This is a genomic window from Isoptericola sp. BMS4 (assembly GCF_011634835.1).
GTDB lineage: Bacteria > Actinomycetota > Actinomycetes > Actinomycetales > Cellulomonadaceae > Isoptericola.
This window is the reverse complement of record NZ_SIRP01000001.1, coordinates 573,407-586,292: the sequence shown is the minus strand read 5'-3', so window position 1 is coordinate 586,292 and position 12,886 is coordinate 573,407. Positions and strand designations below refer to the sequence as shown.

The following is a 12,886-nucleotide window of genomic DNA, read 5'->3' as shown; positions in this document are numbered from 1 at the left end:
CGAACCGTTCGGGCGTGAACGTCACGTGACCGACGGCGGAACGCATCGCGGGTCGACGACGGCCGCCGCCCGACGGTGCCGGCGCCCGGTGGGCGTCGTCCAGACCGTGGCACCGGTCGCCTCGCGCGCCACCTGCCACCCGCCGTGCGACGCCGCCCGACGGTGGGTGGCGCACACCGCGTGCAGGCCCACGCCGAGCCCCGCACCGGTCACCGCGCCCTCCGCGACCAGGTCGACGTCGGCCCGTTCGGCGGGCACCCGGCACCCGGGGAAGGTGCACGTCGCGTCCCGGGCGGCGACGACGGCGCGGCGCAGCTCGGCGCCGGGACGGTACCCCTGCGGGGCGAGGTCGACGAGCTCGCCGGTACCGGGGTCGGTGAAGAGCCGCTGCCACACCGCGTCCGGGTCTCCGGCGAGGGCCCGCGCCATCGGCGCAGGGACGGGGCCGTGACCCGCGAGGATCGCGGGCAGGTCGTCCGAGCCGAGCAGGGTGGATGCCGCGACGGTCACGTGGACGTCGCCGGGTCGCACGACCGGCGGCCCGGCGGCCGCCGCTCCCGCCCGGCGTGCGGCCCCGCCACGGTCCGCGCCCCCGGGGTGGCGTTCGCGGTCTGGCGGCGCCTCGACGCGCAGGCGGCCGGTGAGCACCCCGACGAGCGCGTCGGCGCGCGCGGCGTCCGGCGGGCGGCTCTCGCGGTGCTCGCGCAGGGCGTCGGCGGCGGCGTCGACCGCCGAGAAGACCCGGACCGCGTCGTCCGCCGGCAGCTCGGCCGTCAGCCGCGCCATCGTGTCGTCGACCGCCTCGATCCGCACGGACCGCGCCTCCCGCGCGTCGTGGTGCCGTGCCCGGGCGCCGTCGGGGTCCCGCGCGAGCTCGGCGCGGCGCAGGCGCTCGCGCACCTCCTGCGGGGTGAGCCGCCCCGCCTGGGGCAGCAGCGCACGGACCTCCGCCCGGCGCACGTCGTCCGGCAGGGTCCCGGTGAGGAGCAGCGCCTCGGCCTTGCCCCGGTCCACGGCGCCGGTGGCCAGCGCCTCGGCGACCTCCGGCAGGCGCACGACCCCGCGGGCCAGCGCGACGCGTCGGGCCGCGTCGGCGCGGTCCGCCCCGAGTCGCGCCGCCACCTCGTCGGCCACGAACTCGTCGCGCGCCGTGCCTGCCGTGCGGCCGAGCAGAGCCGCCAGCGCCCGGGCAGCGCCCGCCTCCGCCCAGGACGCGAGCCGGTCCCACGCCGCCAGCACCTCGACGAGGTCGTCGTCGCCGAGCGCCGCCTCGTCGACCGCGGACAGCTCCGCGGCGAGGCCTGCGCCCGCGGGCTCGCGGTCCAGCAGGACCGGCGGCACGGCGTCGCGCTCCCGGCGCACGGGTCCGTTGTCTCGCACGAGGCCCGGTTCCGGCGCGGCCGGGGCACTGGCCACGCCGGAACCGGGCGAACGAGAGACCGTGGGGTCGGCCGCGTGCCCAGCCACCCCGTCGCTCTCGAACATGTGTTCGACTGTAGGGGTCCGTTCGACCGCGCGCAAGAGGTTCCCGCAGATCGTCCGGTGGATTCAGCGGGCGGCGCGGCGCGCCCGCGCGAGCAGCTCGTCACCCAGGCGCACGTCGCCGCCGTCGTGCGCGGCGAGCAGGGCCGCCGCCACACGGCCGACGTCGGCCGCGCCGTCGAGCCGGTTGGCGGCCCCGAACCAGTCCGCGACGGTGACGCCGTGCGCCGGGCGGGACACGACCTCGATCGCGTCGCCGGCGCCGAGCTCGCCCGGCTCGACGACACGGAGATACGCGCCGGTGCGGTTCTCTTCGGTGAACCGGCGCACCCACCGCGGCGGGGAGCCGAGCCGCCGGGCGAACGTCTGGCACGGCGTCCGCGGCTGCGTGACCTCGAGCGTGGCCGTCCCGACGCGCCAGCGCTCGCCGATGACGGCGCCGCTCACCGGCAGGCCGCGCGTGCGCAGGTTCTCCCCGAACAGGCCCGGGGTGATCGCGTACCCGAGCTCGGCCGACCATCGCTCGGCATCCTCCTCGGCGTAGGCGTAGACCGCCTGGTCGTATCCGCCGTGGTGCTCCCGGTCCGCCTGGACGTCCCCGTACAGCCCGATCGGCCGGGCCCGGACCCGGCCCTCGACGGGGCGCTTGTCGATGCCCGTGACGCCGACCGACCCGGAGTCGGGCAGGAGAGCGCGGACCCGGCACACCGCCACCACCTCAGCCATGTGGCCATGCTCTCACCGCGCGGCCGCCTCCCGGAGCGTCATCGCAGGCCGGACGTGGCCCGGCTCGTCTACGGTGGGCTCGTGACCGAGCAGAGCCCCCTCCCCCACGTGGTCGTCGTCGGCGGAGGCTTCGGCGGACTGGCGACAGTCAGGGCCCTCGCCGACGCGCCCGTACGGGTCACTCTCGTGGACCGCCGTGTGTACAAGACGTTCCAGCCGCTGCTGTACCAGGTCGCGACCGGCGGCCTGAACGCCGGTGACGTCACCACCTGGCTGCGGGCGCTGCGGCTGCGCCAGAAGAACCTCCGCGTCGTGCACGAGCACCTGGTCGGCATCGACCACGAGGACCGGCGGATCCGGCTGCTGGGCGGGCAGGAGATCGGCTACGACTACCTGGTGGTCGCCAACGGCGTCACCGTCAACTACTTCGGCACTCCCGGCGCCGAGGAGCACGCCCTCGGCATGTACTCCCGCTCCCAGGCGCTGAAGATCCGCGACCAGCTCTTCATCCGCCTCGAGCAGTCGGCCTTCGCGCAGCACCGCGACGCCGGCCTACGGGTCGTGGTGGTCGGCGGCGGCCCCACCGGCGTCGAGGTGGCGGGCGCGCTGGCCGAGCTGCGCACCGCCGGGCTCGCGCCCAGCTACCCGGAGATCCACGGCGACGCCTTCGAGGTGACGATCGTGCAGCGCGGCACCGAGCTGCTCAAGACGTTCGACCCGGCGCTGCGGGCCTACGCCGCGGAGGAGCTCGCCCGGCGCCAGGTGACGCTGCGGCTGGGCTCCGGGGTCGCCGAGGTCGGCCCCGACAAGGTCGTGCTCACCGACGGCACCACCCTCCCCGCGGACCTCACGGTGTGGTCGGCGGGCATCGGCCCGCACCCCGAGGTCGACGCGTGGGACCTGCCGCGCACCGAGCACGGCCGCGTCGCCGTCGGCGACGACCTGCAGGTGGACGGGCGCCCGGGCGTCTTCGCCGTCGGCGACATCGCTGCCCAGGCCGACCCGCTGCCCCAGCTCGCCCAGCCGGCGATCCAGGGCGGCCGGCAGGCCGCACGCAACATCCTCGCCCTGATCGAGGGCCGCCCCACGGAGCCGCTGAAGTACCACGACAAGGGCACGATGGCGGTGATCGGGCGCCGCTCCGCCATCGCCGAGATCAACGTCCCGGGGCTGCGCCGGCCCCTGCGGCTCACCCGCGCGACCGCATGGTTCGCCTGGCTGTTCGTGCACATCACCTCGCTGGTGGGCGTGCGCAACCGGGTGACGACGACGGCGGGTCTCGTGGTGCGCTACGGCTTCCGGAACTACAAGCGCCCCGTGCCGATCGTCGGCGACGTGCCGACGATCCGGCCCGCGAAGACGGACTGACGCCGGGGGCGTCGTCCCGCGTGGGCTCAGCCCGCGGCAGGCGTCCTGGTGCGCCGCACCGCCCGGACGACGGCGTAGACCGCGAGGATCACGAGCACCAGCCCGCCGGTCGCGGTGAGCTGGGCGCGCGCGGCGTCGTCGGAGAGCATGAGCGCCGCGAGCCCGACGAGGGCCGCGAGCACCACCCAGCTGAGCCCCGGGAAGCCCCACATGCGCAGCCGCATCGGCTCGCCCGTGCGCGCGGCCTCGGCCTCCAGCCGCGGGCGCAGCCGCAGCTGGGCGATCGTGACGAGCAGCCACACGACGAACAGCGCCGACCCGACGGCGTTCAGCAGGATCGACAGGAGCGTCTCGGGCAGGAGCCAGTTGAGCAGCACCGCGACCACGCCGAAGAACACGGAGACCAGCACGGAGACCCACGGGACCTCGCGCCGCGACACGCGCGTCACGACGGCCGGGGCGTCGTCGCGCTGCCCCAGCGAGAAGAGCATGCGCGACGTGCCGTACACGTTGGCGTTGAAGGCGCTCAGCAGCGCCAGCGCCACGACGACCTCCATGAGCCGCGCCGCCCAGTCGAACCCGGCGAGCTGCAGCACGGACACGAACGGCGAGGCGAGAGCGTCGGGGTCGTCCCACGGGACCAGCGCCACGATGATCGCGACGGACCCGACGTAGAAGAACAGGATGCGCCACAGGATGGTGCGGGTGGCGCGGGCGACGGCGTCGCGCGGGTCCCGGGCCTCGGCCGCGGCGATCGCGACGATCTCGATGCCGCCGAAGGCGAACGCCACCGCGAGCAGGCCGGCGGCGATGCCGGCGACCCCGGCCGGGGCGAACCCGCCGTGATCCGCCCAGTGCCCGAGGACGCTGCCCGAGACCGGGATCACGCCGACGACGATGAGCACGCCCACGGCGAGGAACGCGACGATCGCGGCGACCTTGATCAGCGCGAACCAGAACTCGGCCTCCCCGAACTGCTTCACGCCGACGAGGTTGATCCCGCCGAGCACCGCGACGACGAGCGCGGCGACGGCCCACTGCGGGACGGCGGGCCACCACCCGGTGACGATCTCGGCGACGCCGGTCACCTCGACGCCGAGCACCATGATGAGCATGAACCAGTACAGCCAGCCGAGCAGGAACCCGGCCCAACGGCCCAGGGCGGCCTCGGCATAGACGGAGAACGAGCCCGAGGAGGGCATCGCGGACGCCATCTCCGCGAGCATCCGCATCACGAGCACGACGACGGCGCCCGCGATCGCGTAGCTGATGAGCACGGCGGGCCCGGCGGTGCCGATCGCCTGCCCGGAGCCGAGGAACAGGCCCGCGCCGATCGCGGAGCCGAGGCCCATCATCGTCAGGTGGCGGGGGCGCAGGCCGTGCGCGAGGTGCGCGTCCGAGCGGTCGCTGGTGGTGGTCACGGCCGACCACGGTAACCCGGCCCGGGGTCGCGCCCCGCATCCGTGGCGACGGCGGGCGGGCGGCCAGGTCAGCCTGCCGGCGTCGGGGCGGCGAGGCCGCGCAGGCACGTCTCCAGCAGGTCGTCGAGCAGGTCGGCGGCAGGCTCGCCGTCGAGCAGGTCGCCGGTGGCGAGCTGCGCGACGCCGTGGACGGCGGCGAAGAGGAGCAGGGCGAGGTGGTCGGGGTCGCCGTCACGGACCGCGCCGGCCCGCTGCCCGGTGTCGACGGCGTCGGCGACCAGGCCGAGCCCACGGCGCGCGACGGCGAGCAGCTCCGCGCTGGCCTCGGGGTGGTGCTTGCCCGCGTACATCACCTCGAGGAGCCGCGGGTGCGCGATCGCGAACCGGGCGTACGCCCTGCCGAGGCCCCGGAGCCGGTCGTCGAACGCGCCGCCCGCCTCGGTGACCGCCCGCGCGAGCCCGTCGTCGAGCCGCCGGAACCCGACGAGGGCCAGCGCGTCGAGGAGCGCCTGCTTGTCGCGGAAGTGTCGCGCGGGCGCGGCGTGGCTGACGCCGAGGTCGCGGGCGAGGCTGCGCAGGGAGATCCCGTCGACGCCGTCGGTGGCGAGCTGCTCCTCCGCCCGGGCGAGCAGCGCGTCGCGGAGGTTGCCGTGGTGGTAGGTGCGCGTCACGCCGCCCAGCCTAGCGCCCATGTTGTCGTTGACAACATGGGTAGGCAGTGCCTACATTTGACGGGCACGCCCGCCCGACGCACCCGGAGGAACCCATGGCCACCGACTTCCACGGCACGACCGCCCTCGTCACCGGGGCGAGCTCCGGCATCGGCGCGGTCGTCGCCGAACGACTGGCCGCGCGGGGTGCGGACCTCGTGCTCGTCGCCCGCCGCACCGACCGGCTCACCGACCTCGCCGCGCGCCTGCGCCGTGACCACGGCGTCTCCGCCGAGACGGTCGCCGCCGACCTCGCCGCCCCCGACGGCCCGCGGCGCGTCGTCGACGCCGTCCACGAGCGCGGCCTGCGGGTCGGCACGCTCGTCAACAACGCGGGCTTCGGCGCCCACGGCGACGTCGCCGACGCCGACCCCGGCCGCCTCGACGACATGGTGACGCTCAACGTCAACGCCGTGGTCACCCTCACGCGCGGGCTGCTTCCCGACCTGCTCGCCGTGGGCCGCGGCGCCGTCGTCAACGTCGCGAGCATCGCCGCCCTGCAACCCCTGCCCCACATGGCCACCTACGGGGCGACCAAGGCGTTCGTGCTGAGCTTCACCGAGGCGCTGTCGGCCGAGCTGCGCGGCACCGGCGTGCACGCCCTCGCTCTGTGCCCCGGCGCGACGCGGACGGAGTTCTTCGAGGTGATGGGGTCCGAGTCCCCGGCCGTGGGCCGCTTCCAGACCCCCGAGCAGGTGGGCGACACCCTGTTCGCGGCGCTCGACCGCCGGCGGCCGCCGGCCATGGTCGTCTCCGGGTCGACCAACCGGTTCCTCGGCAGCGCCACGCACCTGCTGCCCCGCCGCGCCGTCCTCGCCGTCAGCGCGCGCATGATGGCCGCCTGACCCTCCTCGAGAACGAGTTGTCAGGCTCTCGTGCGGGGATACCGGCGCGAGAGCCTGACAGCTCGTGTGCGGGTCAGCTCGTGACGACGTCCCGACGGCGGAAGCCGACGAACGCGAGGACGAACAGCGCCGCCGCGACAGCGCTCAGGCCGACGAACGACCCGGGGTCGAAGTCGGCGACGAACGCCTCCGGCACCCAGTAGAACGGCGCGATCCAGTTCGCCGCCTCGGGCATGTCCTCGATGAGCCCCCCGAACATGCCGATGACGAACGTGTACGCGAGCAGCGCCCAGCCCGCCGCGGTGGCCCGCGGGACCCAGGCGAACAACGCCGCTGTCAGCCCCAGGTAGACGAGCACGGCGGGCACGTAGCTGACGAACACCTCGGCGTAGGTGCCGAGGCCCGGATCCGTCACGTCGACGATGTACGTGCCGAGCCAGAGCGCGACGACGCTGACGGCGAGCAGCACGACGGTCCCGGCCCCGGCGACGAGGAGCTGGGCGCCGAACCACCGGCGCCGGGACACCGGCGTGGACAGGACGAGCTCGGCCCGCGCCGTCGTCTCCTCCGCCTTGGGACGCAGGCCCATCACGATGGCGTAGCCCGCGCAGCACAGCGCCCCGTACAGCATCATCACGCCGAGGAACGCCGCCTCGAACTCGGAGGTGTCGCCCCCGAAGATCGCCGACATCGCAGGGTTGTCGGCGATGAGATCCCCGATCATCTCCCCGATGTCCGGGATGAGCGTGCCGGAGGCCATCCACATGGCGCCCAGCCCGGCAGCCGTCCAGCGCAAAGCGCCCTTCTGCTGGAGCCAGGCGAGCGCGACCGGACCGCGCAGCGACTCGGTCGCGTCGGCCCGGCCCGGCCGCGACGCGATCATGCCGCCACCGAAGTCGCGGCGCGACGCCAGGAACGAGGCGAACCAGAGCAGGACGGCGACCGCGACGACGCTCAGCGCCATCGGCCACCAGCGCAGGTCCACGAACGCCCGGGTCTGCTGCGCCCAGGCGATCGGAGAGAACCACGAGAGCGCGCTGCCGCCCGGAACCTCGCGCAGGTTGCCGGCGACCTCGATCGTGAAGGCGAGCCCGAAGACGGCGACGCTGCGACCGGTGGCACCCCGAGCGTGCTCGACGAGCTGGCAGAAGACCAGCGCAATCGCGCCGAAGACCATCGCGCTCAGACCGACGCCGACGGTCATGCCGAGCGAGTCCGCCAGCGGCATCTCCTCGGCGCCGCCGACGCCGGTCATCGCGAGCGCGGAGACGACGGCGACGACCGCGTTGACGGCGACGAGGGTGATCACGGCGGCGACGGCGGGGGCGTGGCGACCCACAGGATTGGCGCGCACCAGCTCGGACCTGCTGGACTCCTCCTCGGCGCGAGTGTGCCGGACCACGTGCAGGATGCTCATGAGCGCGAGCGCGAGCACGACCCAGACGGTGCCCTCGTTGGCGATGGCGGCGCCGACCGTGTAGTCGTCGACGCCGTACCCGGGGCCGCCCATGACGATGCCCGACGGTGTCTCCATGATGGCGGCCCGGGCCTGCAAGGCCCCCTCGGTCTCGCTCATGAGGCCGAGCGCCGCCGTGAAATAGGCGTAGAACGCGACGAGCGAGAGGGTCCACACGGTGAGGCGCACTCGGTCGCGGCGCAGGATGAACCGCACCAGGCTCCAGGTGCCGGTCAGGGTGGACCCCGCGCGGGCGGCAGGTGCGGACGGCGCCGCAGGCGCGGTCCGTTCCAGGGTCGTCGTCATCGCGCACCCGCCTCGCTGCGCGCGTGCTTGCCGGTCTCCCCCGCGCGCCGCGCCGCCGACTCCGCGGCCTCCTCACCGGCGAGCTCGTCGCCGTAGTGGCGCATGAACAGCTCCTCCAGCGACGGCGGGGCCGCCGTGAAGCTGTGCACGTCCATGGTGCTGAGCGCGGTGAGGACACCGGCCATCTCGGCGTTGTCGACGTCGAACTTCACGCGGGTGCCGGACTCGCCCTGCGCCGTCTCGACGTCGTGCACGCCCGGCAGCACGACGAGCCCGGCCGGGTCGCCGCCGACGACGGCGTTGACCGTGGAGCGGGTCAGGTGCCGCAGCTCGTCGAGCGTGCCGGACTCGACGGAACGCCCCGCCCGGATGATCGTGACGGTGTCGCAGACCTTCTCGACCTCGGACAGGATGTGGCTGGACAGCAGCACGGAGGTGCCGCGGTCCTTGGCCTCGCGCACGCGCTCCATGAAGACGGCCTCCATGAGCGGGTCGAGCCCCGAGGTGGGCTCGTCGAGCACGAGCAGGTCGACGTCGTGCATGAACGCGGCGACCAGGGCGACCTTCTGCCGGTTGCCCTTGGAGTAGGTGCTCGCCTTCTTGGTGGGGTCGAGCTCGAAGCGCTCGAGGAGCGCGGCCTTGCGCCGCTTGTCGACGGGGCCGCGCAGCCGGGTGAGGTAGTCGATCGCCTCGCCCCCGGACAGGTTGGGCCACAGCGACACGTCGCCCGGCACGTAGGCCAGCCGGCGGTGCAGCGCGACGGCGTCGGACCAGGGGTCGCCGCCGAGCAGGCGGACGCTGCCGGAGTCGGAGCGCAGCAGGCCCAGCAGCACACGGATGGTGGTCGACTTGCCGGCGCCGTTGGGACCGAGGAAGCCGGCGACCTGGCCGGGGGTGACGGTCAAGTCGAGGCCGTCCAGGGCCTGGACGGTGCCGAAGGACTTGTGCAGGTCGTGGATCTCGATCGCGGGCGTGCCGGAGGCACGCTGAGGCGTGGTGGCCATGATTCCTCTTCGTCGTGGATGTCAGGGACGGACCGACGGTCGCGTGCGCGACGAGGTGCTCAGGCGGCGGGGTCACCCTCGGTCGGGGTCGCCCCGTCGGCGTCTGCCCGGGCACCGCCCGTCGGCGGGTCGCCGACGTACAGGAGGTAGTCGTCGAGCATCCGCCGGGTGGTGAGGAAGCCCTGGGTGAAGAGCTCGAGCATCGGCAGGTACATGTCACCCATGAACCGCCGCATGACGGCGGTCGTGTCCTGCGGGTCGTCCGGCGGGTCGAACGTCATCGCCATGAGGAGCGACCCGAGGGAGGAGTAGACGAGGTAGCGCACGCGCGCCTCCTCGTCGAGGCTCGGCCTCGCCAGGCCCTGCTCCACGGCCTCCGAGGTGTACTTCACGGCGTCCTCGACCATGTGCTCGACGAACGACCTGCCCACGGCACCGCCGGCCTGCACGGACCGCAGGACGTAGCCGACGAGCGGGGCCATCTCGTCGGCCTGGGCGAGCACCTCGAGCAGCTGCCCGCCGGCGGCCTTGCCCATGTTGGCCCGCTTGGCCTCCGCGATCCACGCGAGCACGTGCTCGTCGCACGCGACGTGCAGCTTCTCCTTCGAGCCGAAGTGGTGGATGACGAGCGCGGGGCTCACTCCGGCGTCGGCCGCGATCGTACGCACCGACGCGCCGAAGCCGACGCTCGCGAAGCGCCGCACGGCGGCGTCACGGATGCGCGCGCGGGTGGTCCGGTCGTCGGCGACACCGCCGCCCGACCGTCCCTGCGAGCCCACTTCTGAACGCATGTTCAGCAGACTAAACGCTCGTTCAGCACGCATGCAAGGCCAGGACGCACGCGGTGCGCGCAGGCGGGACCGTCGCGCCGTGCTGGCGAGACTGCATCGATATATGTCAATATTGACGAAGTTCGATACACCCAGGTCGGGACGACCTGCCCAGCCCTCGGAGCTCCTGTGCCCACTGCACCCGCACCCGCTCGCCTGTCCGCCGTCGACCGCTGGCTGCCGGTGTGGATCGGCGCCGCGATGGTCGCCGGGCTGCTCCTCGGCCGCTTCGTCCCCGCCCTCGCGGAGGCGCTCGCCGCGCTGGAGGTCGACGGCGTCTCGCTGCCGATCGCGCTCGGGCTGCTCGTGATGATGTACCCGGTGCTGGCGAAGGTCCGCTACGACCGGGTCGCCGCCGTCACCGGCGACAAGCGCCTGCTCGTGTCGTCCCTGGTGCTCAACTGGATCGTCGGGCCGGCGCTGATGTTCGCCCTCGCGTGGATCTTCCTGCCGGACCTGCCCGAGTACCGCACCGGCCTGATCGTCGTCGGCCTGGCCCGCTGCATCGCCATGGTCGTCATCTGGAACGACCTCGCGTGCGGCGACCGCGAGGCCGCGGCCGTGCTCGTGGCGGTCAACTCGGTCTTCCAGGTGGTCGCGTTCTGGATGCTCGGGTACTTCTACCTCACCGTGCTTCCGGGCTGGCTGGGGCTGGACACCCAGGGTCTCGACGTCTCCGTGGGCCAGATCGCGCTCAATGTGCTCGTGTTCCTCGGCATCCCGCTCGCGGCCGGGTTCGCCTCCCGCGCGATCGGCGAGCGCACTCACGGCCGCGACTGGTACGAGGAGCGGTTCGTCCCGCGGGTGGGACCGTGGGCCCTGTACGGGCTGCTGTTCACCATCGTGCTGCTGTTCGCCCTGCAGGGCGACGCCGTCACCTCGAACCCGCTCGACGTCGCGCGGATCGCCCTGCCCCTGCTCGTGTACTTCGCCGTCATGTGGGGCCTGGGCATAGTCCTCGGCAAGGCGCTGGGCCTCGGGTACGCCCGCACGACGACGCTCGCGTTCACCGCGGCGGGCAACAACTTCGAGCTCGCGATCGCCGTCGCGATCGCGACCTTCGGCGCCACCTCGGGCGAGGCGCTCGCCGGGGTCGTCGGGCCGCTCATCGAGGTCCCCGTGCTGGTGGGCCTCGTCTACGTCAGCCTGTGGGCCGGGCGCCGGTGGTTCGGCGCCGACCCGCGCGCGGCGGCCGCCACCGACGCCCCGGCCGCCGTCGCGCCCTCGGACACGGAGGTCCGATCATGACCGTCACCCCCACGCCCGTCCCCGCCGACGGCCGCGCGCTGGGCCCCGACGTGGCCGACGCCGTCGCCGGCGTCCTCAAGGCCCTCGCCGACCCGCTGCGGCTGCGCATGCTCTCGGCCATCGCCACCGCGCCCGGCGGCGAGGCCCACGTCGGCGACCTCGCCGTCCTGGCCGACGTCTCCCAGCCGACCGTCTCCCACCACCTCAAGGTGCTGCGCGACGTCGGGGTGGTGACGTCCGAGCGCCGCGGCACCGCCGTCTTCTCCCGGGTCGCGCCCGTGTACCGCACCGCCGTCACGACGCTGCTGGACCGGTTCGCGCCCGCCGTCGCCGACACCGCCACGCCCGAGGACCCCGGCGCGGGCCGGCGGACCGACCTGCACGGGCTGGCGGACGTCGACCGCGAGCTGGCCGGGCTCGCCGACGCCCTCGCGCGGCGCGTGCCCGGCACCGACCCCGCCGAGGCGCTGCGCGTGGTCCGCGAGTCGTACACCGCGCTCGCCCGCCGCGGCGGCATCCCCGTGCACCTCGTGGCTCTCACCGAGCACTTCGCGCGCCAGCGGCTCGTCGACGCGGCCAAGGCCCGCGCCGCCGAGTCGCGCGACGCCGCCGGCCACCCGCCGCAGGTGCTGTTCGTCTGCGTCGGCAACGCCGGCCGGTCCCAGCTCGCCGCCGCCCTGCTGGCCCGCCGGGCGGGCGACCGGGTCGTCGTGCGCTCCGCCGGGTCGGTCCCCGCCGGGCACGTGCACGACGCCGTCCGCCCGGTGCTGGCCGAGCTCGGGGCCGACGACGCCGCCACCTACCCCAAGCCGCTGACGGACGACGCCGTCCGCGCCGCCGACGTCGTCGTCACCATGGGCTGCGGTGACGCCGTGCCCGTGCTGCCCGGCACGCGCTACGAGGACTGGGTGGTCGGCGACCCCGCGCTGGCCTCCGCCGCCGGCGTCCGCGCCATCCGGGACGAGCTCGACGCCCGCGTCCGCACCCTCCTGCGCGACCTCCTGCCCGACCAGCCGCTCCCTGAGCACCCCTGAGGAGAACCGATGCCGTCCGAGAAGCCCTCCGCCCTGTTCGTCTGCGTCCACAACGCCGGCCGCTCCCAGATGGCCGCCGGGTTCCTGCGCGCCCTGTCCGGCGGCGCCGTCGAGGTCCGGTCCGCCGGGTCGATGCCTGCCGACCAGGTCAACCCCGTCGCCGTCCAGGCCATGTCCGAGCGCGGCATCGACATCACCGCGGAGCGCCCCAAGGTGCTCACCACCGACGCCGTCCAGGCGTCCGACGTCGTCATCACCATGGGCTGCGGCGACGCCTGCCCGATCTTCCCCGGCAAGCGGTACGAGGACTGGCAGCTCGACGACCCGGCCGGGCAGGGGATCGACGCCGTCCGCCCGATACGCGACGAGATCGAGCGTCGCGTGCGCGCACTGCTCGCCTCCCTCGGCGTCGAGTTGTCAGGCTGAGCGCGCGGTATTCGACGCGCTCAGCCTGAC

12 protein-coding genes are annotated in these 12,886 nt (G+C 74.4%); 5 read left to right on the top strand and 7 right to left on the bottom strand.

Going from position 1 to position 12,886, the window contains the following annotated elements; translation table 11 throughout:
- Window positions 1-21: 21 nt before the first annotated feature.
- The gene (locus tag EYB28_RS02570) at window positions 22-1,485 is read right to left on the bottom strand and encodes a DUF222 domain-containing protein (protein WP_166844587.1); all 1,464 of its coding nucleotides are present in this window, start codon (window positions 1,483-1,485) and stop codon (window positions 22-24) included.
- A gap of 63 nt (window positions 1,486-1,548) precedes the next feature.
- Window positions 1,549-2,208 (bottom strand): MOSC domain-containing protein, encoded by a 660-nt coding sequence (locus EYB28_RS02565; protein ID WP_166844584.1) that lies wholly within the window; start codon window positions 2,206-2,208, stop codon window positions 1,549-1,551.
- Window positions 2,209-2,289: 81 nt separating this feature from the next.
- On the opposite strand from EYB28_RS02565, the gene EYB28_RS02560 reads away from it, so the two are divergent.
- The gene (locus tag EYB28_RS02560; RefSeq protein WP_240930359.1) at window positions 2,290-3,576 is read left to right on the top strand and encodes an NAD(P)/FAD-dependent oxidoreductase; all 1,287 of its coding nucleotides are present in this window, start codon (window positions 2,290-2,292) and stop codon (window positions 3,574-3,576) included.
- 26 nt (window positions 3,577-3,602) lie between these two features.
- Here the strand turns inward: EYB28_RS02560 and EYB28_RS02555 are convergent, their stop codons facing one another.
- Window positions 3,603-4,997 (bottom strand): amino acid permease, encoded by a 1,395-nt coding sequence (locus EYB28_RS02555; RefSeq protein WP_370459431.1) that lies wholly within the window; start codon window positions 4,995-4,997, stop codon window positions 3,603-3,605.
- Between the two features lie 68 nt (window positions 4,998-5,065).
- Window positions 5,066-5,668: a TetR/AcrR family transcriptional regulator gene (locus tag EYB28_RS20475; RefSeq protein ID WP_304599229.1), complete on the bottom strand. Its 603-nt coding sequence runs from the start codon at window positions 5,666-5,668 to the stop codon at window positions 5,066-5,068.
- Window positions 5,669-5,763: 95 nt separating this feature from the next.
- On the opposite strand from EYB28_RS20475, the gene EYB28_RS02545 reads away from it, so the two are divergent.
- Complete coding sequence (locus tag EYB28_RS02545) at window positions 5,764-6,552, top strand: SDR family oxidoreductase (RefSeq protein ID WP_166844580.1); 789 nt, start codon at window positions 5,764-5,766, stop codon at window positions 6,550-6,552.
- 73 nt (window positions 6,553-6,625) lie between these two features.
- On the opposite strand, the gene EYB28_RS02540 is transcribed toward EYB28_RS02545, so the two are convergent.
- From EYB28_RS02540 to EYB28_RS02530, 3 genes are read right to left on the bottom strand one after another with little or no spacing between them, the layout of a single operon-like run.
- Window positions 6,626-8,314 carry an ABC transporter permease gene (locus EYB28_RS02540; protein WP_166844578.1) on the bottom strand — a complete coding sequence of 563 codons (1,689 nt, stop codon included), beginning with the start codon at window positions 8,312-8,314 and terminating at the stop codon, window positions 6,626-6,628.
- Window positions 8,311-9,318 carry an ABC transporter ATP-binding protein gene (locus EYB28_RS02535; RefSeq protein WP_166844576.1) on the bottom strand — a complete coding sequence of 336 codons (1,008 nt, stop codon included), beginning with the start codon at window positions 9,316-9,318 and terminating at the stop codon, window positions 8,311-8,313. Before EYB28_RS02535 ends, EYB28_RS02540 begins: the two co-directional genes overlap by 4 nt.
- A 59-nt stretch (window positions 9,319-9,377) precedes the next feature.
- Complete coding sequence (locus tag EYB28_RS02530; RefSeq protein ID WP_166844574.1) at window positions 9,378-10,109, bottom strand: TetR/AcrR family transcriptional regulator; 732 nt, start codon at window positions 10,107-10,109, stop codon at window positions 9,378-9,380.
- A 168-nt stretch (window positions 10,110-10,277) separates the two neighbouring features.
- Between EYB28_RS02530 and arsB the strand changes: the two genes are divergently transcribed.
- From arsB to EYB28_RS02515, 3 genes are read left to right on the top strand one after another with little or no spacing between them, the layout of a single operon-like run.
- Window positions 10,278-11,396 (top strand): ACR3 family arsenite efflux transporter, encoded by a 1,119-nt coding sequence (gene arsB / locus EYB28_RS02525; RefSeq protein ID WP_205710820.1) that lies wholly within the window; start codon window positions 10,278-10,280, stop codon window positions 11,394-11,396.
- Window positions 11,393-12,430, top strand: coding sequence for a metalloregulator ArsR/SmtB family transcription factor (locus EYB28_RS02520; protein ID WP_166844572.1), 1,038 nt, complete (start codon window positions 11,393-11,395; stop codon window positions 12,428-12,430). The genes arsB and EYB28_RS02520 overlap by 4 nt, the downstream gene beginning before the upstream one ends.
- Window positions 12,431-12,439: 9 nt before the next feature.
- Complete coding sequence (locus EYB28_RS02515) at window positions 12,440-12,856, top strand: arsenate reductase ArsC (RefSeq protein ID WP_166844570.1); 417 nt, start codon at window positions 12,440-12,442, stop codon at window positions 12,854-12,856.
- Window positions 12,857-12,886 lie beyond the last annotated feature (30 nt).

Excerpts from the sequence above, each read along its gene's own strand:
- EYB28_RS02540 (WP_166844578.1), bottom strand. The coding sequence starts at position 8,314 with ATGACGACGACCCTGGAACGGACCGCGCCTGCGGCGCCGTCCGCACCT.
- EYB28_RS02520 (WP_166844572.1), top strand. The coding sequence starts at position 11,393 with ATGACCGTCACCCCCACGCCCGTCCCCGCCGACGGCCGCGCGCTGGGC.
- EYB28_RS02535 (WP_166844576.1), bottom strand. The coding sequence starts at position 9,318 with ATGGCCACCACGCCTCAGCGTGCCTCCGGCACGCCCGCGATCGAGATC.
- EYB28_RS02545 (WP_166844580.1), top strand. The coding sequence starts at position 5,764 with ATGGCCACCGACTTCCACGGCACGACCGCCCTCGTCACCGGGGCGAGC.
- EYB28_RS02530 (WP_166844574.1), bottom strand. The coding sequence starts at position 10,109 with ATGCGTTCAGAAGTGGGCTCGCAGGGACGGTCGGGCGGCGGTGTCGCC.
- EYB28_RS02565 (WP_166844584.1), bottom strand. The coding sequence starts at position 2,208 with ATGGCTGAGGTGGTGGCGGTGTGCCGGGTCCGCGCTCTCCTGCCCGAC.
- EYB28_RS02515 (WP_166844570.1), top strand. The coding sequence starts at position 12,440 with ATGCCGTCCGAGAAGCCCTCCGCCCTGTTCGTCTGCGTCCACAACGCC.
- EYB28_RS02570 (WP_166844587.1), bottom strand. The coding sequence starts at position 1,485 with ATGTTCGAGAGCGACGGGGTGGCTGGGCACGCGGCCGACCCCACGGTC.